The sequence below is a fragment of the Microbispora sp. CL1-1 genome (assembly GCF_012034195.1).
In the GTDB taxonomy this organism is placed as follows: domain Bacteria; phylum Actinomycetota; class Actinomycetes; order Streptosporangiales; family Streptosporangiaceae; genus Microbispora.
Map to the genome: position 1 here is coordinate 1 of NZ_JAATEK010000052.1, position 24200 is coordinate 24200.

Annotated in this window: 21 protein-coding genes; 17 read left to right on the top strand and 4 right to left on the bottom strand. The window is 72.2% G+C overall.

Annotation, left to right across the window (positions count from 1 at the left end; translation table 11 throughout):
- Window positions 1-346: 346 nt before the first annotated feature.
- Window positions 347-2911 carry a hypothetical protein gene (locus tag HCK04_RS43125; RefSeq protein ID WP_240972140.1) on the top strand — a complete coding sequence of 855 codons (2565 nt, stop codon included), beginning with the start codon at window positions 347-349 and terminating at the stop codon, window positions 2909-2911.
- 91 nt (window positions 2912-3002) lie between these two features.
- Here HCK04_RS43125 and HCK04_RS35830 read toward each other — a convergent pair whose 3' ends face one another.
- On the bottom strand, window positions 3003-3929 hold the full coding sequence (locus HCK04_RS35830) for an MBL fold metallo-hydrolase (protein WP_260617527.1): 927 nt from the start codon (window positions 3927-3929) through the stop codon (window positions 3003-3005).
- 104 nt (window positions 3930-4033) lie between these two features.
- On the opposite strand from HCK04_RS35830, the gene HCK04_RS35835 reads away from it, so the two are divergent.
- On the top strand, window positions 4034-4741 hold the full coding sequence (locus tag HCK04_RS35835) for a single-stranded DNA-binding protein (protein ID WP_142651789.1): 708 nt from the start codon (window positions 4034-4036) through the stop codon (window positions 4739-4741).
- On the opposite strand, the gene HCK04_RS35840 is transcribed toward HCK04_RS35835, so the two are convergent.
- Window positions 4716-5942: a DUF1015 domain-containing protein gene (locus HCK04_RS35840; protein ID WP_240972141.1), complete on the bottom strand. Its 1227-nt coding sequence runs from the start codon at window positions 5940-5942 to the stop codon at window positions 4716-4718. The genes HCK04_RS35835 and HCK04_RS35840 overlap by 26 nt on opposite strands.
- Window positions 5943-6029: 87 nt before the next feature.
- Here HCK04_RS35840 and HCK04_RS35845 point away from each other — a divergent pair, with 87 nt between their 5' ends.
- Both HCK04_RS35845 and HCK04_RS35850 read left to right on the top strand, forming a co-directional pair.
- On the top strand, window positions 6030-6461 hold the full coding sequence (locus HCK04_RS35845; RefSeq protein WP_142651791.1) for a tetratricopeptide repeat protein: 432 nt from the start codon (window positions 6030-6032) through the stop codon (window positions 6459-6461).
- Window positions 6462-6481: 20 nt separating this feature from the next.
- Window positions 6482-7486, top strand: coding sequence for an HAD-IIA family hydrolase (locus HCK04_RS35850; protein WP_142651792.1), 1005 nt, complete (start codon window positions 6482-6484; stop codon window positions 7484-7486).
- Window positions 7487-7865: 379 nt separating this feature from the next.
- Here the strand turns inward: HCK04_RS35850 and HCK04_RS35855 are convergent, their stop codons facing one another.
- A complete protein-coding gene (locus tag HCK04_RS35855; RefSeq protein WP_142651793.1) occupies window positions 7866-8213 on the bottom strand; it encodes an SCP2 sterol-binding domain-containing protein in 348 nt (115 codons plus the stop codon).
- Window positions 8214-8742: 529 nt separating this feature from the next.
- On the opposite strand from HCK04_RS35855, the gene HCK04_RS35860 reads away from it, so the two are divergent.
- The 13 genes from HCK04_RS35860 (at window position 8743) to HCK04_RS35920 (ending at window position 22896) form a co-directional block, all read left to right on the top strand.
- On the top strand, window positions 8743-8964 hold the full coding sequence (locus HCK04_RS35860; protein WP_142651794.1) for a hypothetical protein: 222 nt from the start codon (window positions 8743-8745) through the stop codon (window positions 8962-8964).
- Between the two features lie 115 nt (window positions 8965-9079).
- Window positions 9080-9889: a TlyA family RNA methyltransferase gene (locus HCK04_RS35865; RefSeq protein WP_142651795.1), complete on the top strand. Its 810-nt coding sequence runs from the start codon at window positions 9080-9082 to the stop codon at window positions 9887-9889.
- Window positions 9890-9914: 25 nt separating this feature from the next.
- Window positions 9915-10859 (top strand): NAD kinase, encoded by a 945-nt coding sequence (locus HCK04_RS35870; protein ID WP_142651796.1) that lies wholly within the window; start codon window positions 9915-9917, stop codon window positions 10857-10859.
- A gap of 201 nt (window positions 10860-11060) precedes the next feature.
- Entirely contained in the window at window positions 11061-12827 is a 1767-nt protein-coding gene (gene recN, locus HCK04_RS35875) for a DNA repair protein RecN (protein WP_142651797.1), read from the top strand.
- A gap of 609 nt (window positions 12828-13436) precedes the next feature.
- Complete coding sequence (steA, locus tag HCK04_RS35880; RefSeq protein WP_168066539.1) at window positions 13437-14633, top strand: putative cytokinetic ring protein SteA; 1197 nt, start codon at window positions 13437-13439, stop codon at window positions 14631-14633.
- Window positions 14630-15607 carry a copper transporter gene (locus HCK04_RS35885; protein ID WP_142651798.1) on the top strand — a complete coding sequence of 326 codons (978 nt, stop codon included), beginning with the start codon at window positions 14630-14632 and terminating at the stop codon, window positions 15605-15607. The genes steA and HCK04_RS35885 overlap by 4 nt, the downstream gene beginning before the upstream one ends.
- Before the next feature lie 52 nt (window positions 15608-15659).
- Window positions 15660-16613, top strand: a complete 954-nt coding sequence (locus HCK04_RS35890; protein ID WP_260617528.1) for a hypothetical protein — start codon at window positions 15660-15662, stop codon at window positions 16611-16613.
- Between the two features lie 93 nt (window positions 16614-16706).
- The gene (locus tag HCK04_RS35895; RefSeq protein ID WP_142651799.1) at window positions 16707-18371 is read left to right on the top strand and encodes a lipid II flippase MurJ; all 1665 of its coding nucleotides are present in this window, start codon (window positions 16707-16709) and stop codon (window positions 18369-18371) included.
- A gap of 25 nt (window positions 18372-18396) precedes the next feature.
- Window positions 18397-19509, top strand: coding sequence for a glycosyltransferase family 4 protein (locus HCK04_RS35900; protein WP_142651800.1), 1113 nt, complete (start codon window positions 18397-18399; stop codon window positions 19507-19509).
- A gap of 357 nt (window positions 19510-19866) precedes the next feature.
- Entirely contained in the window at window positions 19867-20874 is a 1008-nt protein-coding gene (locus HCK04_RS35905; RefSeq protein ID WP_205831140.1) for a TerC/Alx family metal homeostasis membrane protein, read from the top strand.
- Window positions 20875-21012: 138 nt separating this feature from the next.
- Entirely contained in the window at window positions 21013-21672 is a 660-nt protein-coding gene (locus HCK04_RS35910) for a phosphatidylserine decarboxylase (protein ID WP_142651824.1), read from the top strand.
- Window positions 21659-22498, top strand: a complete 840-nt coding sequence (gene pssA / locus HCK04_RS35915; RefSeq protein WP_142651801.1) for a CDP-diacylglycerol--serine O-phosphatidyltransferase — start codon at window positions 21659-21661, stop codon at window positions 22496-22498. Before HCK04_RS35910 ends, pssA begins: the two co-directional genes overlap by 14 nt.
- Before the next feature lie 101 nt (window positions 22499-22599).
- The gene (locus tag HCK04_RS35920; RefSeq protein WP_142621711.1) at window positions 22600-22896 is read left to right on the top strand and encodes a hypothetical protein; all 297 of its coding nucleotides are present in this window, start codon (window positions 22600-22602) and stop codon (window positions 22894-22896) included.
- A 193-nt stretch (window positions 22897-23089) separates the two neighbouring features.
- Here HCK04_RS35920 and menC read toward each other — a convergent pair whose 3' ends face one another.
- Window positions 23090-24190 carry an o-succinylbenzoate synthase gene (gene menC, locus HCK04_RS35925; protein WP_142651802.1) on the bottom strand — a complete coding sequence of 367 codons (1101 nt, stop codon included), beginning with the start codon at window positions 24188-24190 and terminating at the stop codon, window positions 23090-23092.
- Window positions 24191-24200 lie beyond the last annotated feature (10 nt).

The window sequence follows — 24200 nt, forward strand, 5'->3', positions numbered from 1 at the left end:
ATATGGAGGGGCCACCCGTAGAGGGTGGCCCTTCTGTGTTTACGGGGTCGTGTCATCACCACGCCGTAACCGGCATCGACGGGGAACGAAAGCTCCGGTCGAGGCTCGGGCGGTGGTGATGGCGCGCTAGGCTGGCAGTGCCGGGCCACCCCACGGGTGGCCTTCGTCGCATCGGACGAGAAGCGAAGGCCGCGGTGGACGCGATTGCAGCGGACCTGCGGCGCAAACAACATGTCTTCCCTGGAACTCATCGGGCAGGGGCAGATCCCCAACAGTCAGGACAGCGGGAAGACGGAGCCCTGCGGCCGGCGAACCGGACGCGGTGAGCAAGCAACAGAGGACAGAAGTGAACAGAGAAGACGGGCGCGACGGCGCGGGCCGTGGCGGAGACAACCGCGACGAGAGCAGAAACCGGGGCGAACGCTCCGGGGGATACCGCGGTAATGGAGGAAGCGGCGGCTTCGGCGGTCGTTATGGAGAGCGGCGAGAAGGCTTCCGGAGCGACCGCGGCGAGCGCGGCGAGCGCCCGTTCCAGTCCGACAGGCGCGGCTACCGCGATCAGGGCGGAGCGTCCGGGGGACGCTTCGGTTCGCGTGATCGTGACGACAGGCCGGGCGGCTCCTACGGGGATCGTGACAGGCGCGGCGGCTATGGCGGCAGGGATGACCGCGGTCGCCGTCCCTTCGGCACCGGGGACCGTGCCGGTGGCCGCACCGACGATCGCGGCGGATACCGTGACCGCGACGGGGGACGAAGCTTCGACCGCGGTGGTGACCGGCCGCGCGGCTCCGACGGGCGCAGGGACGCCGGAGGCGGCGAAGGACGCGGGGATCGCGTCTACCAGGACCGTGACTCCTTCCGCACCGATCGGCCGCGCCGCCCCTACGGTGACCGCGACGGCTTCCGGGGCGGACAGGGCCCCCGGGATCGCGACGACCGCGGCGGACGCCCGTTCCGCTCCGACGACCGCGGCAGCCGGCCGTACGGCGAGCGCCGCCCGGAGCGGCGGGAAGGCGGCGGCGGGTACGGAGACCGCCCGCAGCGTCAGGGCGGCGGTTTCGGCGGGCGCTACGGCTTCCGGGAACGCGACGCCCGCGATGGTCGCGAGGGCCGGGAGAACCGGGAGGGCCGGGACAGCCGCTCGTACACGCCCCGGAACGACCGTGACGACCGCGGTGGCTTCGGCAGCCGTCCGCCGCGGCGTACGGACCAGGAGCGCGGCTACGGCCGTGACGACAGAGGCGGCAGTGGGTTCGGGCAGCAGGATCGTCCCCGGCGTCCGTACGGCGATCGAGGCGGCGATCGGGGCTTTGGCGGCCAGGACCGGCCGCGGCGTCCGTTCGGTGACCGCGACAGCAGAGGCGGCGAGGACAGGCCCAGGCGCCCCTACGGCGACCGGCAGGACACCGGCGGCGACCGCTACCGCGATCGGGACTCGTTCCGGGACGGGCCGCGCCGTACGCCGGGGGACCGGCCTGGCGGGTCCTTCCGCGACCGCGACGACAGGCGTCCGGGCCGCGACCGTGAGGAAGGGCCTCGGACGTTCCGTGGGCGTGAGTCGGGCTCCGGCGACCGGCCGCGGCGGCAGTTCGGCGGCGATCGCGGTGCCCGCCCGTTCGGCAGGGACCGTGACGAGTCCAGGCCGTTCAGCGGCGACCGAGGTGCGGCGCGTCCCTTCAGCCGCGACGAGCGGGGCGGCAGCCGCACCCGGTACGGCAGGCCGGACGAGCAGAGCAGGCCGAGGGTTCGCGAGGAGATGCCTCCGCTCGACCCCGACATCACGCCGGACGAGCTGGACCGGGAGGCGCGTGCGGAGCTTCGCTCGCTGCCGAACGACCTGGCGGACCTCGTGGCCAGCCACCTCGTGGCGGCCGCCCGTGCGCTGAGTGCCGAGGATCCGGAGAAGGCGTATGAGCACGCCAAGGTGGCGCGCCGCTTCGCGGGCAGGATCGGCGTAGTGCGCGAGGCCACCGGGATCGCCGCCTATCACGCGGGGCAGTACGCCGAGGCGCTGGGCGACCTGCGGGCGGCCAGGCGGATCACCGGCTCCGACGAGTACCTGCCGATCATGGCGGACTGCGAGCGTGGGCTCGGGCGGCCCGAGCGGGCGCTCGACCTCGTCCGGTCGCGTGAGGCCGAGCGGCTGGACCGCGCGGGCCGGATCGAGCTGGCGATCGTGGAGTCCGGGGCCCGTCGTGACCTCGGGCAGCACGACGCTGCTGTGATCACGCTGCAGAAGGTGCCGGAGCTGCGCGATCCCCAGCCGAAGCCGTGGTCCGCACGCCTCGCCTTCGCGTACGCGGACGCCTTGGCCGACGCGGGACACGAAGAGGCGGCGACCGACTGGTTCGCCCGTGCCATGGGGTTCGACGAGGACGGCGAGACCGATGCGGCCGAACGCTATGCCGAGCTGACCGGCGGCCTGATCGAGGACCTGGAAGAGGATTACGACGAGTCCGGCGAAGAGCCCGGTGACCTCCCGGACGACATCCCGGACGACCTCGCCGACGACGAAGACGAGGTCGGCGACGAGGAAATCCAGGAAGCGGTCAAGGACGAGGACGAAGACGAGGAGGACCTCCCCGTCGGTTCCCGTGACGACGACCAGTCCGACGAGGACGAGCCGACCGGCGAACAGGCGGACGACGGCTCCTCGGGCGAGGTCGTCGCCGAGGTGGCCGCGGCCGACGAGGCACCGGCACCGGTGGCGTCGGTGGCTCCTGTTGCTCCCGCGGCGATGCCGGCACCGGTCGGCGAGGAGACGCGCGACGCTGACGAGGCGGCCGAGCGGCCTTCCGCCACGAGCGCGCCGTCCTACGGCCCCGCGTTCATAGAGCCGAACTTCGGCGACGTGCTCGACGACTCCGAGGACGCCGAGGACCCCGAGGATCGGACGAAGCGCCAGCCTTGATGTTCCGAACGGGCGCCGCCTTGGCGGCGCCCGTTCGTCTTTCCGGGGAAGCTCGCTCCGGGAGAGCCGGGCCGTGACTACGGGCTGACGGTCAGCGCGGGGTGCGATCCAGCCAGTGCATGATCCCCGCGACGTTCGACGGCGCGCCGCTCAACAGCTCGAACTGCTCGGCGGTGGCCTCGTCGGCGCGCAGCGCGGCGTACCGCTCCCGCGTGCGGTCGCGGACCATGGCGACGGCGTGATCGAGATCGAGCCCCTCGGCCCTGGCCCGTCTGGTGAGGTCCACCCAGATCCGGAGCTCCTCGGCCGAGCGTTCGAGGGTCGAGGGCACGTCCTCCACCGGTCCGTAATGACTGAACAGCAGCCGCTGCGGCTTCAGGGCCGTGAACAGCGCGATCGAGCCGAGGGCGACGTCGAGGTCGAAATCCGGCGGCGGTGTGGCGGGCCGCAGGTCCCCGGTCTCGGGCAGATACACACCGGCGGCGTCCCCCACGTACAGGTCACCGGTGAGCGAGTCGAGCAGGCCCACGTGGTGTTTGGCGTGGCCGGGGGAGTAGTGACTCGCCAGGGTGCGGCCGTTGCCCAGATCGATCGTCCCGGTGTCGCCCAGGGCCCTGATGCGGGCCGCGTCGGTCGGCGCCAGAGTGCCGAACAGTACGTCGAGCTTGTCGCCCCAGACCATCTTGGCGCTCGCCATGAGCCGGGAGGGATCGGCGAGATGGCGGGCGCCCTTCTCGTGTACGACGATCTCGGCGGACGGGTAGTAGTTCGCGATGTCGCCCACGCCGCCGGCGTGATCCAGATGGATGTGGGTGACAACGACGGTCGCGAGGTCGTCCGGTCCCACGCCGAGGGAGGACAGGGCGTCCCTGACCACGGGAGCCGAGGTCGAGGTGCCCGTCTCGACGAGGCAGGGGCGGTCGCCGAGGATCAGATAGCCCGCGGTGATGCCGGAGTAACCCGCCATCCGCGTGTCGATCTCGTAGACGTCGCCGCCGAGCGGAGTCACGTTGTCCACAGGCCACTCCCGAAACTAGAACCGGTATTCACAGAATGGCATTCAGGACCGCACCGGCCCAACCTGGTCACGCATAGTGATCTCCACGGTAGAGAGGAGTTCACATGCACCGCAACGAGGTGGTGCTGGCCGGGCGGCTGTCCATGGAGCCGGCACACAGGGAACTGCCGGGCGGAGCCCTGCTGACGCAGTGGCGCCTCGCGGTCCGCAGACCGGGAAGCCGCTCGGGGCGTCAGCGGTCGGACGCGATCGAGTGCGCGACGATCGACGACGGCGTGCGGGCCATGCTGGCCGGCTGGCAACGCGATGATCTGGTCGAGGTGGAGGGCGCGCTGCGCCGCCGCTGGTGGCGCGGCGGCAGTCGCTACGAGATCGAGGTCCGTACGGCACGCCGCGTCGAGACGGCCGCGCCCCGCATCAGGCCATGCAGAAGAACGCCCCAGGCCGACGACGAGAGGGCGGCCACCCGGAACGGGCGGGCCGCCGAGGTAGCCGAGGCGCCCGATCTTGTCATGCCTGAAGCGGCATCCTGCGGTGATGATGCCGGGGCCGGGATCGGGAGGGCCGGTGCCGCCCCAGACGCGCCCGATACGGTCACGCCCGAGGCGGGGCCCTGGGGCGACGGCCCTGCAGCGCGGGTTGGGCAGGCCGGTGATGGCCATGGTGTGCCCGATGCCGCCATGTCCCAGGCGGCACCCAGTGGCGATGTCTCCGGCGCCTCTCCGGCGGCGTCATCCTGCCATCACCAGGACGACGCCGTCTCGGCGGAGTTCGCCGGCGAGGTGGTCAGTCAGTCGCGAAGGTCCGCATGACCAGGCCCGTGCGGGGCTTGGGTCCGAACGAAGTCGACTTGCGCGGCACCCGCTCGCCCTGCGCCGCGACCGTGAGGACGTCCTCCGTGGACAGCGGATTCAGCAGCACCGCCGTCCCGCCGAGCCGGCGCGCCCTCTCCACCGCGTCGAGCGGGTCGTGGTGCACGACCATCACCGACTGTTCGCTGTCGGTGATCCCCCACACCTTCGGCAGGAGGAACGTCGTGAGGACCGAGGTGTCGAGCATCCGCCACCGCGGAGACTGCCCGGCCGGCATGGCGTGCTCGACCTGCAGCGGGTCAGGGTCTGTCAGCAGATGGGCGGGTCCGTCACCGGCGAGCACGAAGGCGGGGCCGGTCGCGGTGGCGAGCCCCGCGAGGGCGTCCTCGACCAGGGGGAACTCCTGCACCTGCCACGCGCCCTTGGCCCGGGCGGCGGCCTCCTGCAGGGGCAGTCCCGGAATGACCCGGTGGATGGCCCGGAGCTCGGGCGGGTATGCCGTGGAATCGACCAGGTAGGCCAGGCCGTAGTCCCAGGGCCCGGGCCCGATGTGGTCCTTCTGCAGCGCCTGATATGTGGCGTAGCGGTGGTGACCGTCGGCGATCAGCGCCTGGCGATCGTGCAGGTCCTCCGCGACGGCTTCGATCTCGTGGGGGTCGGTCACCGCCCAGAGCCGGTGGTGCACGCCCTCGCGCGTCCGGACGTCCATGAGGGGGAAACGCTGGGCGGCCACGTCGTCGACGAGCCGGGAGGCGGTGCCGCCGCCTTCGTACAGCAGGAAGATCGGCTCGAAGTTGGCCTGTGTCGCCCGCATCAGGGCGAGCCGGTCGGCGACGGGCTCCGGCAGGACGTTCTCATGCGGAAGGATCGCGGTCGACCCGACGCCGACGCCTCCGATCAGGCCCCGCTGCAGGAAACCGACCCCGCTCTGCTCGTACACGTAGAGGCCGGGCAGGGAGTCGACCGTCAGCACTCCAGTGGCGAGCCACTCGCTCAACGCCTCGCTCGCCTCACCGTAGTGGCTGATTCCGGGAAGGATCAGGCGCACTACGTTGTTCGGATGACGACTGAGCAAATCTCGCAGCTCTTCAGGGGAGATGAGATCGTACGGCGGTGAGGTGACAGCGGCCAGATCGTCCACCGCGTAACGCACGCCGCGGAACGGACGTAGCACCAGTCCCGCCCGTTCAGAACTCTCCATACCGGGCATGTTGCCATAAGTGCCCGGACTCCCCGACGCTGCGGTGCCCGGTTGCTTGTGAAATCGGAGTGCAGGAGGGCTTACCCCATGTTCGAAGGACGAAACGAGGCCTCTGCTTCTTCCAATGATCCGGGCGGTACGCCTTCCGGCGGTGTCTACGAGTGGTTCAAGCGTGGCATGAAGCTGCTCGAAGAGGGCAGCCCGGCCGCCGCGGCGGCGATCCTGGAGCACGCCGTGCGGGCCGAGCCCGATTCGCGCAGCATCCGCGAGGCCCTCGCCCGGGCCCAGTTCAACTCGAAGCGGTACGACGAGGCCGCCGGCAGTTTCCGGTGGATCGTCGACGCCAACCCCGCCGAGGATTACGCCTACTTCGGTCTCGGCTTGTCACTGTGGCGCAGCGGAGACATCGAGGCGGCTCAGGAGCCCCTCGCGGTGGCGGTGGCGATGCGCCCCGATCTTCGTCACTACGTGTCCGCGCTGAAGCAGGTCAGGGCCACGCTGCGGGCGAGGCAGGCGTGACCGTAGGCCATACTTCCGCCATGCAAGAAACCACCGGCGTGCTCGTGGACGCCTACGACACGTTGCTGCTCGACCTCGACGGCGTCGTCTACCTCGGCAGACAGGCGGTCCCCGGCGCGCCGGAGGCGCTGGTCAAGGCCCAGGACCGGGGCGTGCGGCTCGCGTTCGTGACGAACAACGCGTCCCGCACGCCGGGGGCGATCGCCCAGCACCTCACCAACCTGGGCATTCCGGCGGCCCCGCAGGACGTGGTGACCTCCGCGCAGGCGGCGGCCCGGCTGATCGCCGAGCACGTCCCGGCCGGCTCCGCCGTCCTGGTGGTGGGCGGCATGGGACTGCGGATGGCCCTGCGCGAGCACGGCCTGCGCCCGGTGACCACCGCCCTGGACGCGCCCGCCGCCGTCGTGCAGGGCATCGCCGACAACCTGTCCTACGGGCTGCTCTCCGAAGGGGCGCTCGCCGTACGTCAGGGAGCGTGGTTCGTCGCGGCCAACGGTGACACGACCATGCCGACGGGCCGGGGCAAGCAGCCCGGCAACGGTGCGATGAGCCGCGTGATCGCCACCGCGGCCGGCGTCGAGCCCGTGGTCGCGGGCAAGCCCGAGCCGCCGTTGCACCGCGAGTCGATGATCCGCACTCGCGCCGAGAGGCCGCTGATCGTCGGCGACCGGCTCGACACCGACATCGAGGGCGCGACCCGGGCCGGGGTCGACAGCCTGCTCGTGCTGACCGGTGTCGCCACTCCTCTGGATGTGCTCACCGCCGCGCCCCATCACCGTCCCACCCACATCGCCGCCGACCTGTCCGGTCTGCACACGCCCGTGGTCCCCGTACGGCATGGCTCGGGCGGCTGGACCTGCGGCGGGTGGACGGCCGTGTGGCAGGACGGCGAGCTCGCGCTCACGGGGGACGGCGACCCCGTCGAGGGGCTGCGTGCGGCGTGCGCCGCCACCTGGGAGGCGGTGGGGGACGGCCAGGCGGACGAGGGCGCGGTGAAGGCCGCCCTGACTGCACTCGGCCGCTGACCACGCGTCGGCGGCGTCGCCTCCCGCATCCCGCCGCCTCAGGCAGCCCGTCCCACGCCCCCTGAGTTCCTAGGCCTCATGCCCGCCGGTCTCAGGCACCCCGCCTCAGGCAGCACGTCTCATGCCATGCGCCTCGGTCGAGGGCCCGGCGTCGCGCGGGGCCAGGGCCCTTACCCGGCATGCGGCGTGAGGGTCCTGGTGGGTGTGTTGCGAGATCCGTGCGTGAGGCCCCCGCGTGGCTCGTGGTGAGACCGATGGGTCGCGTGTGGCGATGGCCCAGCCCGGCGCGTGGCACGGGTCCGCGCCGGGGTGCGTTGCCAGTGTGGCGGAAGCGGCCAGCCGGGAGCGGCCGGAATGGAGGAGCGGCCGACTGGACGGGTCAGAGGAGTTTGCGAAGGCGCAGCAGGTCGCCGAGGCTCGCGTCGATCTTGACCCGGCCGCCCAGCAGCGCGCGGCCCATGTCCAGCTCGCCGTTGACCATCGAGACCAGGTCCTCGCTCTTGAGCGTCAGCTTGACCTCGGCGGGCCGACCATCCTCCGGGGGCACTTCCTTGAAGGCGTCGAGCCCGCCCCGGTGAATGCGGCCGTAGAAGGTCACGCCGAGATCGGAGATCCGGCAGGCCAGCCGGCGTTCGACCACGTGCTTGGCACGGTCCTCCTCGCTTATGTCGTCGAACTGCTCGACGAGCTTGTCCAGCGCCGCCCGGCATTCCTCGACGGTCGCCATGCGCCTGCCTTTCTTCTCACGGACCGTGTCGTCTCGCGGACCGGGTCTCCTCGTGAACCGCGCACGGATCATCGGTCGGCGATGTGATTCCCCTCTACCTACCGACAGTAGCTTTCCACGGACCGCCTGCGCGAAATCCGCGTCGGGTCATGGAAACGCAACGGTGCGAGTGCGGTGGTCCGCGCGCCGTAGATTGCACGATCAAGGGGGGCTGAGCGCGCCGTTCGCAGGCCGCGTGCGGCGAGATCATGTGGTGGGAAGGCCCGCGCCCCTCCCGCGGCACCCTGTGGCCCCCTGCGGAACGGCCGGACGGCGCACGACCGTCGGTGGCGTCCGATAGCGTCGAGGCGACCAGTGCCGCAGGGGCTCATACGGGTGGAGCCGCGCGGCGTGGCCGCGTGCGCCCTCCTGCGACGTCCGGGGTTTGGTCCGGTGCGAGCCGGGCCGACGCCCGGACGCGGGCCGGGGGTGCACGGGAAAGCGTGACAGGAAAGCCTGACGGGGCAGCTGATCGGAGCGGGAAGGGACCATGACGGACAGCGGGATCGCGGCCGGGGAGCATCACGCCTCGGGCGCCGACGGCGTGCAGGCCGCGTTGTCGCCTCTCGGACGGTTGGCTCACGCGCCGGTGTCCGAGCACGTGGGCGTCTTCGAACAGGTCCTCGGCGGCCTCGAGGCGGTGCTCGCGTCCGTGGAGGACACCGGCGAGCGGCAGGCCGAAGCACACGGCGACCGGGGGAGCGATCAGTGAGCCCCACGGCGGTAGCGGTGGCCGCCGCGCGCCGGGCGCGGATCCGTAGCGCACAGGACGGCGTGGGCCGGACGTGGGTCCGTACGACAGGAGACGACGCCGCCGGGCGGGCCCGGTGAAGCGCGTCCGGCTGGACAGCGAGCTCGTACGCCGCGGGCTCGCCCGGTCCAGGGAGCAGGCGGTCCAGCTCATCGAGGCGGGCCGGGTCAGCGTCGGAGGCCGGGTGGCGGGCAAGGCGGCCACCCAGGTGGACACCGCCGCCCCCATCGTGGTCGCCGAGACCGCCGAGGGCCCCGATTACGTGTCCAGGGGCGCCCACAAGCTGCTCGGCGCGCTGAGCGCGTTCGAAGGGCTGCGCGTCGAGGGACGCCGGTGCCTCGACGCGGGCGCCTCGACCGGCGGCTTCACCGACGTCCTGCTCAGGCACGGCGCCGCCCATGTGCTCGCGGTCGACGTGGGGTATGGCCAGCTCGCCTGGTCGCTGCGTACGGACGAGCGGGTCACGGTGATGGAGCGGGTCAACGTCCGCGACCTGACCCCGGAGATGGTGGGCGAGCCGCCGACGCTGATCGTCGGGGACCTGTCGTTCATCTCCCTCCGGCTCGTCCTCCCGGCCCTGGTGCGCTGTGCGGCCGAGGTGGCGGAGTTCGCGATGCTGGTCAAACCGCAGTTCGAGGTGGGCAAGGAGCGCGTGGGCTCGGGAGGCGTCGTACGCGACCCGGCTCTGCGGGCGCAGGCGGTGCGGGACGTCGCGGCGGCGGCGGGATCGCTCGGCCTGACGGTGAAGGGCGTGACGGCGAGTCCGTTGCCGGGGCCGTCGGGAAACGTGGAATACGTTCTGTGGCTCGGGAAGGGGCCGGGGCACGATCCCGTTCCCGATGTGGACGCCGCCATCGACACGGCGGTGGCGGAGGGACCGCAGTGAGAGCGGGCGGCGAGGCGTGGAGACGATGAGCACGATGAGCACGGGCGGCGCGGCGGACCGGGCGGATGCCAAGAGGACCGTCCTGGTGACGGCGCACACGGGCCGGGAGGCGGCCGTGCGCAGCGCTCGCCTCGTCATGGAACGGCTGATCGAGGCGGGCATCAACGTGCGGGTGCTCGACGAGGAGGCCGAGGAGCTGGGCTGCGCCCACGTCGAGGTGGTCCCGGAGAACGACGCGGCCCTGGAAGGGGCCGAGCTGATCATCGTCCTGGGCGGTGACGGCACGCTGCTGCGCGCCGCCGAGCTGGCCCGCCCGGCCGCGGTGCCGCTGCTCGGCGTGAACCTGGGGCACGTGGGCTTCCTCGCCGAGGCCGAGGTGGAGGACCTGGCGTCCGTGGTGGACCTGGTGGTCGAGGGCCGCTACGAGGTCGAGGAGCGCATGACGATCGACGTCGTCGTGCGCCTGAACGGGTCGGTTCTCGCGCGGACCTGGGCGCTCAACGAGGCGTCGGTCGAGAAGAAGGACCGCATGCTGGAGGTCGTCGCCGAGATAGACGGCCGCCCGCTGTCGCGCTGGGGGTGCGACGGCGTGATCTGCGCGACCCCCACCGGGTCGACCGCGTACGCCTTCTCGGCCGGTGGGCCCGTCGTCTGGCCCGAGGTGGAGGCGCTGCTCCTGGTGCCCAACAGCGCCCACGCCCTGTTCGCCCGGCCGATGGTGGTGTCGCCGAAGTCCACGCTCGCGCTGGAGATCCTCCCCGACACCAGTGCCGGTGTGCTGTGGTGCGACGGCCGCCGCCGCTTCGACATCCCGCCCGGCGCCCGCGTGGAGGTACGCAGGGGCGAGGTGCCCGTGAGGCTGGCCCGCCTGCTCGGTGTGGAGACCACCGGGGCGCCGTTCACCGACCGCCTGGTCGCGAAGTTCGGCCTGCCGGTGCAGGGCTGGCGAGGCCGCGTACGCTCCGGCTGACCCCCGAGATCCCCCGAGACCCCGCGAGAAGCCGCGATCCACAGCGGGTTGTGGCAGTTGGTGGTGATATGCCGGATGAGCAGGACTTTCGTATCCACAGATTCTCGTTCGGGTCGCGGCCGGGTCACGCTGTCCTCGAAAATCTTGACGAGTTACGCGTAGGATCTCTGGCGAGTTCGGTCGGCAAAACGGGAGGGACCAGTGCGGCCACGGGTCGAGGAGGTCCGCATCCAGGGGCTCGGCGTGATCGACGAAGCCGTTCTGGAGCTGTCACCGGGATTCACCGTCGTCACGGGTGAGACCGGGGCCGGCAAGACGATGGTCGTCACCGGTCTCGGCCTGCTGTTCGGAGGGCGGGCCGACCCCGCCCGGGTCAGGCCGGGCGCCGACAAGGCGCTGATCGAGGGCACGCTCGTGATCGAGCCCGGGGGCCGCGTGGCGCAGCAGGTCGCCGACGTCGGCGGCGAGGTCGAAGACGGGCAGCTCATCATCGCCCGGTCGGTCTCCGCGGAGGGCCGCTCCCGCGCCTGGCTGGGTGGCCGTGCCGTGCCGGTGGGCACGTTGACGTACATCGCCGACGACCTCGTCGCCGTGCACGGGCAGATGGACCAGCAGCGGCTGCTCCAGCCCGGCAGGCAGCGCGCGGCGCTCGACCGCTACGCCGGCGACGAGCTGGTCAAACCCCTTCGGGCCTACGAGCAGGCATACAAGCGGCACAAGCAGGTGGGGGAGCTGCTCCACGAGCTGACCGTCAAGGCCAGGGAGCGGGCGCAGGAGGCCGACGTGCTGCGGTTCGGCCTGGAGGAGATCGAGAAGGTCGAGCCCAGGGCGGGGGAGGACGCCGAGCTGAAGGAGGAGGCCGAGCGGCTCTCCCACGCCGACGCGCTGCGCACCGCCGCCACGACCGCGCACACGGCGCTGCTCGGCGATCCGATGTCGGGCGCGCAGGACGTGCAGGACGCCGTGTCGCTGCTCGGTCACGCGAAGGCGGCCGTGGAGTCCGTACGCGACTTCGATCCCGCGCTCGCCGGGCTCGCCGACCGCCTGGCCGAGGCCGGTTATCTGGTCTCCGACGTGGCGACCGAGCTGGCCGCGTACGCCGAGTCGGTCGAGGCCGACCCGGCCCGGCTCGCCGCGGTGCAGGAGCGCAGGGCGGCGCTGAACGGGCTCATGCGCAAGTACGGCGAGGACGTCTCGGCCGTGCTCGCGTGGGCCCAGCGGGCCGCCGAGAGGCTGACGGAGCTCGATGGCGACGACGAGCGCATCGAGGAGCTGACGCGGGAGCACGGCGAGCTCACCGAGCGGCTGGGCGAGCTGGCCGCCGAGCTGACGGCCATCCGCACCGCCGCCGCCGAGCGGTTCGGCCAGGCGGTGACCGAGGAGCTGACCGCGCTCGCCATGCCGCACGCCCGGGTGAGCGTGGCGATCACCGCCACCGAGGGCTTCGGCCCGCACGGCGTGGACGAGGTGGAGCTCCGGCTGGCCTCCCATCCCGGCGCGCCGCCGCTGCCGCTGACCAAGGGCGCCTCCGGCGGTGAGCTGAGCCGGGTGATGCTCGCCATCGAAGTGGTCTTCGCCGGCGCCGACCCCGTTCCGACGTTCGTGTTCGACGAGGTCGACGCGGGCGTGGGCGGCAAGGCGGCCGTGGAGATCGGCAGGCGGCTGGCCAAGCTCGCCAGGACGGCGCAGGTCATCGTGGTCACCCACCTGCCGCAGGTCGCGGCCTTCGCCGACCAGCACCTCGTGGTCGAGAAGGCGAGCGACGGCCGGGTCGTCCGCAGCGGCGTCGTGACGCTCGACCAGGAGGGACGCGAGCGGGAGCTGTCGCGCATGCTCGCCGGGCTGGAGGACTCCGAGCTCGGCCGGGCGCACGCCGCGGAGCTGCTGTCCATCGCCGCCGCCGACAAGGCCGCCTGGGAGAAGGCGTCGTCGGGAACGGCCAAGCCCTCGGGCCGCCGCGCCGGCTGAGAGCTTCGGGTCCGCCGCGTCTCGGGCCCGCTCGGCCTTGTCCCGGGCGGGGATGCGGCTCTGCGGCGGGCTGAGGGGCTCGGGTCCGCCGCGTCTCGGTCCCGCTCGGCCCTGTCCCGGGCGGGGATGCGGCTCTGCGGCGGGCTGGGGGGCTCGGGCCCGCCCGTGCCGGTTCACGGCCGCGCACTGCGGCTGCAGACGCCGGGTGCCGGTCTTCTCTCGTGCCGCCGGCCGAGGGTTCCGCCGGCCGAGGGTTCCGCCGGCCGAGGGTTCCGCCGGCCGAGGGTTCCGCCGGCCGAGGTTCCGATGGCGGAGGGTTCCGCCATCGGGCCGGGGTTGCTGACTTTCGCGGTGTTCGCCTGGTCAGCGCGTACACTCGGCGGGGCGCGCACGGGGGTGACGTTTGGAGCGGGGCGCGCCGGGAAGCAGTCAAGCCCCGGAAACGAGGGGGCGGAGGAACAGGGGGCGACGGCGTCGCGGAAGCAGGGCGTTGACCTGGGGTGTCCCTGGTCGGCGCACCTCGGCAACATCCCTGACTTGCAGTGACAATTCAGACGAGCCGTAAGGTGTGGAAGCGTGGCGGTCGCCGCCTCTGGCAGGATGGTCATGATGAAGGTCCCGAGCTTGAATGTTCCGGGCCTCCGCCGCAGGAAGGCTGACGGCCTTCCCGGGGTGACGGCAGTGGCGAGAATCGACAGACGGACGAAGAGGCTGACCAAGCGCCTCAAGCCCGGAGAAATCGCGATTATCGATCACGTCGACATCGACCGGGTCAGCGGGGAGGCTCTCGTCGCGTGCGGTGTGGCGGCCGTGGTCAACGTCGCCGCGAGCATCAGCGGACGTTACCCCAACCTCGGGCCTCAGATCCTGATCGACGCGGGCATTCCCCTGATCGACAACGCGTCGCCGGAACTGTTCGAACGGATCGCCGACGGCGACGTGATCCGCGTCCACGACGGCATGGTCTACCTCGGCGAGGAACTCGTCGGAAAGGGACAGGCGCAGACCGCCGAGACCGTCGAGGCGGCCATGACCGAGGCCCGCGCGGGCCTCGCCGTCCAGATCGAGGCGTTCGCCGCCAACACGATGGAGTACGTCCGGCGCGAGCGCGACCTTCTGATCGACGGCGTCGGCGTGCCCGACATCCGCACCTCCCTGGAGAACCGCCACGCCCTCATCGTGGTGCGGGGTTACCACTACAAGGAGGACATCGCCACGCTCCGGCCGTACATCCGGGAGTACCGCCCGGTGCTGATCGGCGTGGACGGCGGGGCGGACGCGCTTCTCGACGCCGGGTATGTGCCCGACATCATCGTGGGCGACTTCGACTCCGTCTCGGAGAAGGCGCTGTGCTGCGGCGCCGAACTGGTCGTCCACGCCTACCGCGACGGCCGGGCGCCGGGGCTGGAGCGGGTGCGCAAGCTGGGCCAGGAGGCGGTCGTGTTCCCCGCGACCGGGACGAGCGAGGACATCGCCATGCTCCTGGCCGACGACAAGGGCGCCACGCTGATCGTCGCGGTCGGCACCCACTGGACGCTCGACGAGTTCCTCGACAAGGGCAGGTCGGGGGCGGCGAGCACGTTCCTCACCCGCCTGCGCGTCGGCAGCAAGCTCGTGGACGCCAAGGGCGTGAGCAGGCTCTACCGCAGCCGGATCTCCACGCCCTCCCTGCTGCTGCTCGTCGCCACCACGCTGGTCACGATCGGCGTGGTGCTCTCGGTATCGCCGATCGGCCAGGTGTGGCTGAACGGCCTGCGCGTGGCCTGGAACGGCTTCATCTTCTGGTTGGTCGGACTCTTCTCGTGATCGATTTCCGTTATCACCTCGTCTCGATCGTGGCGATCTTCCTCGCGCTCACGGTCGGCATCGTGCTGGGCAGCACCGTGCTGGAGCCCACGTTCTTCAAGTCGGCCGAGGAGATGACCGCGTCGCTGCGGCAGGCCAACGAGAAGTACCTGACGCAGATCTCGGAGCTGCAGACGCGTGAGGAGGGCGGCGACTCACTGGTCACGACCCACCTGCCCGACCTCGTGCGCGGCCAGCTCGCGGGAGAGCGCGTCGTGCTCGTCGAGGCCCCCGGCGCGTCGGCCGCGCTGCGCGACCCGATCGAGAAGCTCGTCACGAGCGCGGGCGCCTCCTACTCCGGCCGGGTCAGCCTGACCGACAAGTTCATCGACGCGGAGCAGGCGAGCGTGATCGACGGGCTCGCCACCAACCTGGCCCCGGCGGGCACGACCTTCCCCGACGGTGCCACGCCGTACGACAAGGCCGCCACGATGCTCGCCGGCGCCATCGTCACCAACGACCACACGCAGGCGGGCCGGGCCAACCCCGCGGCGACCGGCGTGCTGGAGGCGTTCCAGGCGGGCGACTTCCTCACCATGAACGGCAACCCCGAGCAGCGGGCGACGCTGGCCATCGTGCTCGCGCCGGCCCAGCCGTACGAAGGGGAGGACGCCGACCGGCAGACGAACGCGCTGGTCTCGGTCGCGGCCGGCCTCGACGGCGGCGCTCTCGGCACGGTCCTTGCGGGCACCGTCACCGCCTCCGCCAACGGCGGCGTCATCGCGGCGCTGCACGACACCGGCGGCGTGGCCTCGGCGGTCTCCACCGTCGACACCGTCGATTTCGCCGCGGGCCGTGTCGTGGTGGTCTACGCTCTGCGGGAGCAACTGGCCGGCCGTTCGGGCTCCTACGGAGTCGGCAGCGGCGCGACGGCGTTCGAGCCCGCGGTGACCGCGCCCAGCCAGACCCCCACCCCGGCGGCGAGCCGGGGGTGAGCCGCCGGTCGGCGCATCACGCCTGACGAACACGTAGAGAAGGGCAACAGCCGTGGCCAGACGTCCCCAGGCCGGCACCCGCGCCGCCGCGGTGCTCGGAGCTGCCGTCGGCGCCGCGCTCGGCGCGGTCGCCGCGCGCGCCGCCTTCGCCGCCTTCCGGCGCCGCCCGCCGATCGGCGACGAGAAGACCGCAGACGAATACTGGACCCGGGTCAACCACCGGGGCGAGCCGGTCACGCTGCTGGAGGGCCCCGCGTTCGCCGCGGGCGCCGTCGCCGCCTCGGCCCTCGCCCCCGGCCTGCCCGTACGGGCCCGTGCGGCCGCCGTGCTCGCCGGAGCGGGCAGCGGCGTCCTCGGCGCGTACGACGACCTGTTCGGCACGACCTCGTCGAAGGGGTTCAAGGGCCACCTGGCGGCGCTCGCGCGCGGCGAGGTGACCAGCGGAGCGGTCAAGATCCTCGGCATCGGCGCGACCGGGCTCGCCGCGGCGGCGCTCTCCCCGCGTGACGCCCGAAGCGGGGGCGTGCTGGCTCGGTCCCTCGACACGCTCGTCGACGGGGCGCTGATCGCCGGCAGCGCCAACCTGGCCAACCTGTTCGACCTGCGGCCCGGCCGTGCGATCAAGGTGGGGCTGCTCGCCGGGGCTCCGCTGCTGGCCGCCTCGATCGCCGCGCCGTACGGCCCGCGCTCCCGTCAGGCCGCCGCGCTGACCGCCGTCCCGCTGGGCGCGGCGGCGGCGCTGCTGCCCGAGGACCTGGGCGAGCGGGCGATGCTCGGCGACGCCGGGGCGAACGCCCTGGGCGCGCTGCTCGGCCTGGCGGCCACGGCCCGGCTGGGCAGGCCCGGCCGGATCGCCGCACTCGGCGTCGTCGCCGCCCTCACCGCCGCCTCGGAGAAGGTCAGCTTCACCAAGGTCATCGCCGGCAACCGGGTGCTCAACCGCCTGGACATGCTCGGCCGCCGCGCCCCGCAGACCACCTCCGGCACGCCGGGGTCGCGCGGGTGACCTGGACGACCAGAGCCGTCCGCGGAGCCGTACGGCACCGGCATGGCTGATCGCATGGTTGAGCGGCATGGTTGAGCGGCATGGTTGAGCGGCATGGCTAGACGGCTCGGGGCGGGGATCGCGGGGGCGGCGGTCCTCATCGGGATCATCACGGTCCTGGCGCGGGTGACCGGCTTCGCCAAGCAGCTGGCGTTCGCCCGCACCGTCGGCACGAACTGCCTGGCCACCGCCTACTACACGGCCAACAACGTGCCGAACATCGTGTTCGAGGTCGTGGTCGGCGGCGCGCTCGCCGGGATGGTCGTCCCGGTGCTCGCCGGCGCCGCCGCCAGATCGGACGGCGAGGCGCGCGCGGAGGTCGGCCGGATCGCCTCCGCGCTGCTGACCTGGGTGGTCGTGCTGCTGGTGCCGCTCGCGGCGCTGACCGCGCTGGTCGCGGCGCCGGTGGTGCGGCTGCTGGCGGGCTCCGAGATCGACCACTGCGACGCGGGCCAGGTCGCCGCCGTGGCCGCGCGCATGCTGGTCGTCTTCGCGCCGCAGATCCCGTTGTACGGCATGGCCGTGGTGCTCTACGGCGTGTTGCAGGCCCATCGCCGGTTCTCGGGCCCGGCGCTGGCGCCGCTGGTGTCGAGCGTCGTGGTCATCGTCGCCTACCTGGTCTTCGGGCCGCTCAGCGACGGCCACAAGGACCCCGCCACCGTGCCCGCGCCGGCCGAGATCGCGCTGTCGGCGGGGACGACGCTCGGCGTGCTGGCCCTGGTCGTCACGGTGATCGGGCCCACATGGCGGCTCGGCCTGCGGTGGCGGCCCACGCTCCGCTTTCCCGAGGGCGTCGCCGTACAGGTGCGGCGGCTCGCGCTGGCCGGGCTGAGCGCGCTGGTCGCCCAGCAGGCCGCCGCGGCGATCCTGATCCCCATCGCCAACCGCGTCGGCGGGGGCGCGCTGCCCGCCTACAACTACGCGTGGGCGATCTACCAGGTGCCGTACGCCGTGCTCGCGGTGCCCATCGCGACCAGTGCGTTCCCCGCGCTCGCCGCGCGGGCGCAGGCCACGGGTGCGGACGGGGGCGAGGGCTTCGCGGCGCTGGCGGCGCGGACGACCCGCGCGGTCGTGCTGGTCTGCGGCCTGGCGGCGGGGGCGCTCGCCGCGGTCGCGGCGCCGGTCGCGCACGTCTTCCTCGCCCAGGCCGACACCGAGGTCGCCGCGGCGGAGTTCGCCCGGGGGATCGCGCTGTTCGCGCCGGGGCTCGTCGGATATGGCCTGGTGGCCCACCTCAGCCGGGTGCTGTACGCCACGGGACAGGGCAGGGCGGCGGCCCGGGGACAGGTCGCCGGGTGGCTGGTCGTGGCCGTGGCCCAGGTGGCGTTCGTCCTCGTGCTGCCCGGTGGCTGGGGGCTGGGCGGGCTCGCGCTCGGCCAGGCGGCCGGCATGACGGTGGGGGCCGGGCTGCTGCTGGCCTCCGTCGTACGGGCGCGAGGGACGCGGGCCGCCCAGGGCGTCGCGCGGGCCGGTCTGGCCGCGCTGCTGGGCGGGGGAGCGGGTTTCCTCACGGGCGCGGCGGCCGCCCGGCTTCCCCTGTCGGGCGAGGGCCCGTGGGGTGGTCTCGTGACGGCCGCCATCGCCGGTGCGGCGGCCGTGGTCGCGGGGGTCATCGTCGCCGCGCTCGTGGACCGCCGGGACCTGACCGGCGCCCTGTCCGGGCTGCGACGCGGCAGAGGCGCGAGCCCCGCGGACCAGCCCGCGGAGAAGGCCGTATGAGAGCCGCCGGTGGTGAGGAGAGGGCATGAGTCGCGTAGTTCTCGTGCTGGGATCGAGCGTGGGCGGCGTGGCCCGGCACGTGCGGATGCTCGCCGGCGGGCTCGTCACGCGGGGGCACCGGGTGCTGGTCGCGGGCCCCGGCAGCACCCAGGAGGCGTTCTCCTTCACCACCACAGGCGCGGGCTTCGCCGAAGTCGACATCGCCGACAGGCCGCACCCCGCGCACGACCTGCGGACCGCCCTGCGCCTGCGCGGGCTCGCCCGCGGCGCGGACGTCGTCCACGCCCACGGCCTGCGGGCCGGCGCGCTTGCCGCGCTCGCCCTCGCCGGGGCGCGGGGATGGCCGCGCCTCGTGGTCACCCTGCACAACGCGGTCACGGCGGGCGGCGCGATCGGCGCGGTCTACCGGCTGCTGGAACGGATCGTCGCCCGGCGTGCGGACCGCGTCCTGGCGATCTCGCCGGACGTCGCGGAGCGCATGCGGGCCAGGGGCGCCCGGGGAGTGGACCTCGCGGTGGTGCCCGCGCCGCCGCTCGCCGAACCCGCCCGCCCGGCCGAGGACGTGCGTGCCGAGATCGCCGCCCGGCTGCCCGGCGCCGCGGACGCGCCGCAGGCCGTGGGGGAGCGGCCGATCCTGCTCACGGTCGCCCGGCTGGCCCAGCAGAAGGGCCTGGAGACGCTGCTCGACGCGGCGGCCGGGCCGTACAAGGGGGATCCGGTCTTCGTGATCGCGGGCGACGGGCCGCTGCGCGCGGAGCTTCAGGCCCGCGTCGACGCCGAGGAACTGCCCGTGGTCCTGTACGGCTGGGCCGAGCCGGCCGACCTGCTCCAGGTCGCGACGGCGGTGATCGTGCCCAGCAGGTGGGAGGGACAGCCGCTGAGCGTCCAGGAGGCGCTGAAGGCGGGCAAACCGATCATCGCGACCCGCGTGGGCGGCGTGCCCCGGATGGTGGGCGAGGCGGCCCTGCTGGTGCCGCCGCAGGATCCCGGCGCGCTGAGCCGGGAGATCGGCCGTCTGCTCGGCGATCCCGCCGTGGCCGCACGCCTCGCGGAGGCGTCCGTACGGCGTGGCCGGGAGCTGCCCGACGAGGACGCGGCGCTGCGCGCGGTGCTCGCGGCGTACGGGCTGGCGCTGTAGCCGGGCTCGCGGCTGTACGGGCCGGCGCAGTAAGGCTTGCGGCCTACGGGCCGGCGCAGGAGCGGTGACCACAGTGGCGGGAGGGTGCGACCACCCTCTCGTGCCGGTGACACACGACTGCAGGGCAAGTGAGCCGTCGCCTGTCCTCGCCGAGGAGCGCAGGGGTTCCGGCAAGGATTAGGTGAGGCTAAGTCTGATCCATATACTGGACGGGTTGGGGGGGAGTATCCCTTCGCGGCGGTCTCGTCATCACGGTGTCAGCACCCGGGGCCGTCGGTCCGCCGTGCGCGTTCGGACGGGAGAGACCTCCGGCAGTGTGTTCAGCGCGCGCCGGAGGTAGTCGTGGTACATGCGCCCCTGTGGTTGTGGGCCCTGGTCATCGTGGGTCTTGTCCTCGTGGTCGCCGTTGATCTGTGGATCGTCGATCGTGGTGAACCACGTGAGTTCTCGATGCGACAAGCGGGCATCTGGGTCGGCTTCTATGTCTGCCTGGCCGTTTTGTTCGGCATCGGGTTAACGCTGTGGGCCGGGGCCGGGACGGGTGGCGAGTTCTTCGCGGGCTATCTGACGGAATACAGCCTCAGCGTCGACAACCTGTTCATCTTCTACATCATCATGACCCGCTTCGGGGTGCCCCGGATCTACCAGCACAAGGTGTTGCTGGTGGGCATCGTCCTGGCGCTCGTCATGCGCGGGATCTTCATCGCCATCGGCGCCGCCGCGCTGAGCCGCTTCGGCTGGCTGCTGTACGCGTTCGGGGCCTTCCTCATCTACACGGCGTACACGCTGGTCCGGGACCACAACAAGGAGGAAGAGGAGTTCAACGAGAACATCCTCCTCCGCTGGGCCCGGCGGGTCTTCCCGACCACTCCCGATTACGTCGGCTCGCGGGTGACCGTGCGGGTGGACGGCAGGCGCATGGTCACGCCCATGCTGATCGTGATGATCGCCATCGGCACCACGGACCTGCTGTTCGCCCTCGACTCGATTCCGGCCATCTTCGGGCTCACGAAGGCGGCCTTCATCGTGTTCTCCGCGAACGCGTTCGCCCTGATGGGCCTGCGTCAGCTCTACTTCCTGCTCGGCGGACTGTTGCAGCGGCTGGTCTACATCAGCTATGGCTTGGCGTTCATTCTCGGTTTCATCGGGGTTAAGCTGATTCTCGAAGCACTTCACGAGAATGACGTCTCGTGGGCCCCGCAGATCCCTATTTGGGTGTCGCTGGCGGTCATCGGCGTGACCATGGCCGTGACGACCGTCGCCAGTCTCATCAAGGCCCGCCGCGACGACAGAGCCATCGCGGAAGCCTCGCAGGCTGAAGCTGCCCAGACGGAGGCATCTCAGGCGGAAGCCCCGCAGGGCTAGCAAAACGGGCACTGACCCTGTTTGCTTGTTCTGGTTGGGCCACGCATTGACTGCCGGATCGGTAATATCGATCGCCAGCTCGCATGCCGGTCCATAGTCGCCAGAAGAGTACAAAGGTCATCTGTGTCCAACGAATCGTTGCCCCACGGCCCTGAAGCCGGGACCGCGGGAACTGCCCGTGGCCGGGTCAGGCTCGCACGCGGGGTGTCCCCGTGGCTCGCTCCGACCGCCGCGGCGGCAGCCGTCACCGCCGTTCTCACCCGCAGGTCGCCCCGGTGGGCGCTGGCCGCGGCGCCGCTCGCCGCCCTCACCGGCGGGATGCTGTGGTTCTTCCGCGACCCCGAGCGCACGCTCGGCGAGGGCAGGCTCATCTCGCCCGCTGACGGCGTCGTGCAGAGCATCGACCCGTGGCCGGACGGCCGCACCCGGGTCGCGATCTTCATGAGCCCGCTCAACGTACACGTCAACCGCGCGCCCGCCGCCGGCACCGTCACCTCGGTCGAGCATGTGCCCGGCGGCTTCGTGCCCGCGTTCAACAAGGACAGCGACAAGAACGAGCGTGTCGTCTGGCATTTCGACACCGCGCTCGGGGACATCGAGATGGTGCAGATCGCCGGCGCCGTCGCGCGCCGCATCGTGCCGTACCTGTTCGCGGGGGCGAAGGTCGCCCAGGGCGAGCGGGTCGGGCTGATCCGTTTCGGCTCCCGGGTGGACCTCTACCTGCCCGAGGGCATCAGGCCGGCGGTCACCGTCGGCACCCGGACCGTCGCGGGGGTGACGCGCCTTGACCACGTCTGACCTCGGAGCCGAGGCCTCCTGGCCGGTCGAGGAGGTGGATGAGGAGCCGCGCGGGCCCGTTGGCAAGGCCTTCCGCCTGTCGGCCGCCGACTCCCTCTCGCTCGGCAACGCCCTGAGCGGATTCCTCGCCGTCTGCGTGCTCGCCTGGTCGGCGATCAGCAACCTGCAGGCCGGTGTCAAGTTCGTTCCCGACCCGCGCTTCTTCGGCATGGCCGTGGTGCTGCTGTTGATCGGCGCGACCTGTGACCTGTTCGACGGCCTGGTGGCCAGGAGGTTCCGTGCGTCCGCGATGGGCGCCGAGCTGGACAACCTCGCCGACGTGATCAGCTTCGGCTTCGCGCCCGCCTTCATGGTGATGATCTGGGCCGGCTTCTCCGGAAAGCTGCCGCTGTGGCTGGTGCTGTGCGCGGCCGGGTCCGTGCTGCTCGCCGGCGTCGTACGGCTGGCCCGCTTCGCCTGCGTGAAGACGAAGAGCGGCGACTTCATGGGCCTGCCGATCCCGATGGGCGCGATGACCGTGGTGTCGATCGTGCTGCTCTTCCAGCCGAACTACGTCACGCTCGCCGCCATCTTCGGCGTGGCCTGGCTCATGGTCAGCCGCATCGAGTACCCCAAGCCGAAGGGCAATCTGGCCGTCGTCGTGCTGGCCTGGATGCTGATCAACGTGGCCTGCCTGACGATCTGGGCGGCCGGTCTCGCGGGCGGCGACCACCTCATCAAGGTAGGCGCGACCATGCAGATCGCGATCGTGTCCGCCATTCCGCTTCGCGTTCTCATGTTCAAACAGCAGCAGCGCAGGGAACGACGCTCGGAGAACGCGGGCTGACGTCGTCGCACGGACAGGGCCCCGGTCGGCTGGGGCCCTCCATTTCGGGCCCGGGCCATCACGTGGAGAAAACGCCTAGTCCAGATGGAGCCCTGGTCGCCATGCCTCGTGAGCACACCCGGACGTACTTCCTCGGCAAACTGGCCCGGGAGCTCGAGCTGCGCGGGCTTGAGGCGTCCCTGCGCCCCGACCCGCCGTCGCTCAAGGTCCGCGACCCGGACGCGGCGCTGTTCACCGAGACGGTGGACTGCGTCGCGATGTCCGAGGGCTGGTTCTACCGCTGGTCCTGGGGCGACGTGGTGGAGAGCGCGGAAGAGCCCGCTCTCGCCGCCGACCGCATCGTGAAGGTCTTCACCACCGGCGAGCCCCGGCCGCATCCTGCACTCGGCGACGCCTGACGGGTCGCGCCCTGCCTTCGGCGACGCCGGACGGGTCGCGCCCTGCCTTCGGCGACGCCGGACGGCTCGTGTCCTGCCTTCGGCGACGCCGGACGCGTCGCGTCCTGCCCTTGGCCACGCCGGACGGGCCGCCCCCGCCCTCGGCATCGGCCGGTCTACCGTGTCCCCGGCGCCGCCTGGCCGGTTCGGAGCGTCACAGCCGGATCCACTCCGTCGCCGTGGTGACCTCGTCCAGGACGTCCGGAATCGGGTCCACGCCCAGCCCCGGGCCGTCCGGCACGTCGAGATGCCCGCCGTTCAGCTCGAACGGCGCGGTCACGTCCGTGTGGAAGTAGCGCCGCGAGGCGGAGGTGTCGCCCGGCAGCGTGAAGCCGGGCAGCGCGGCCAGCGCGACGTTGGCCGCCCGGCCGATCCCGGTCTCCAGCATGCCGCCGCACCAGACCGCGACGCCGTGGGCGCGGCACAGGTCGTGGATGCGCCGGGCCTCCAGATAACCGCCGACCCGCCCCGGCTTGATGTTGACCACCGAGCACGAGCCGAGGCTGATGGCCGCCGCGGCGTGGGCGGCCGACTCGATGGACTCGTCCAGGCAGATCGGGGTGCGGATCGACTGCGCGAGCCGCGCGTGCTGCACGAGGTCGTCGTCGGCCAGCGGCTGCTCGATCAGCAGGAGGTCGAAGTCGTCCAACCGGGCCAGATGCCGGGCGTCCGCGAGCGTGTAGGCCGCGTTGGCGTCCACCTGGAGCAGCAACTCCTCCCCGAACCGCTCCCGCACCGCGCGGACCGGCGCCACGTCCCAGCCCGGACCGATCTTCAGCTTGATCCGTACGTATCCCTCTTCGACGTACGCCTCGACGGTGTCGAGCAGCTCGGCCACCGACCCCATGATGCCGACGGAGACGCCGCAGGGGACGCGGTCGCGGGTGGCGCCCAGGTAGCGGGCGAACGACTCGCCGGTGATCCGGAGCGACGCGTCGAGCACCGCGGCCTCCAGCGCCGCCTTGGCCATGCGGTGGCCCTTGAACGGCGCGAGCGCGGGACCGACGGCCTGGGGGTCCAGCTCGCGGGGCAGCGCGGGGATCAGGAAACGCCGCAGCACGTCGGCCGCCGCGTCCACGTACTCCGAGGAGTACAGCGGCTCGGACATCGCCACGCACTCGCCCCAGCCCTCGGCCTCCGGCGTCACCACCCGCACCAGCAGGACGTCGCGGCTGGTCTCGGTGCCGAACGACGTCCGGAACGGCGCGACGAGCGGCATCGCGATCCGGCGCAGTTCGATTCCAGTGATCTCCATGAGGTGCTCG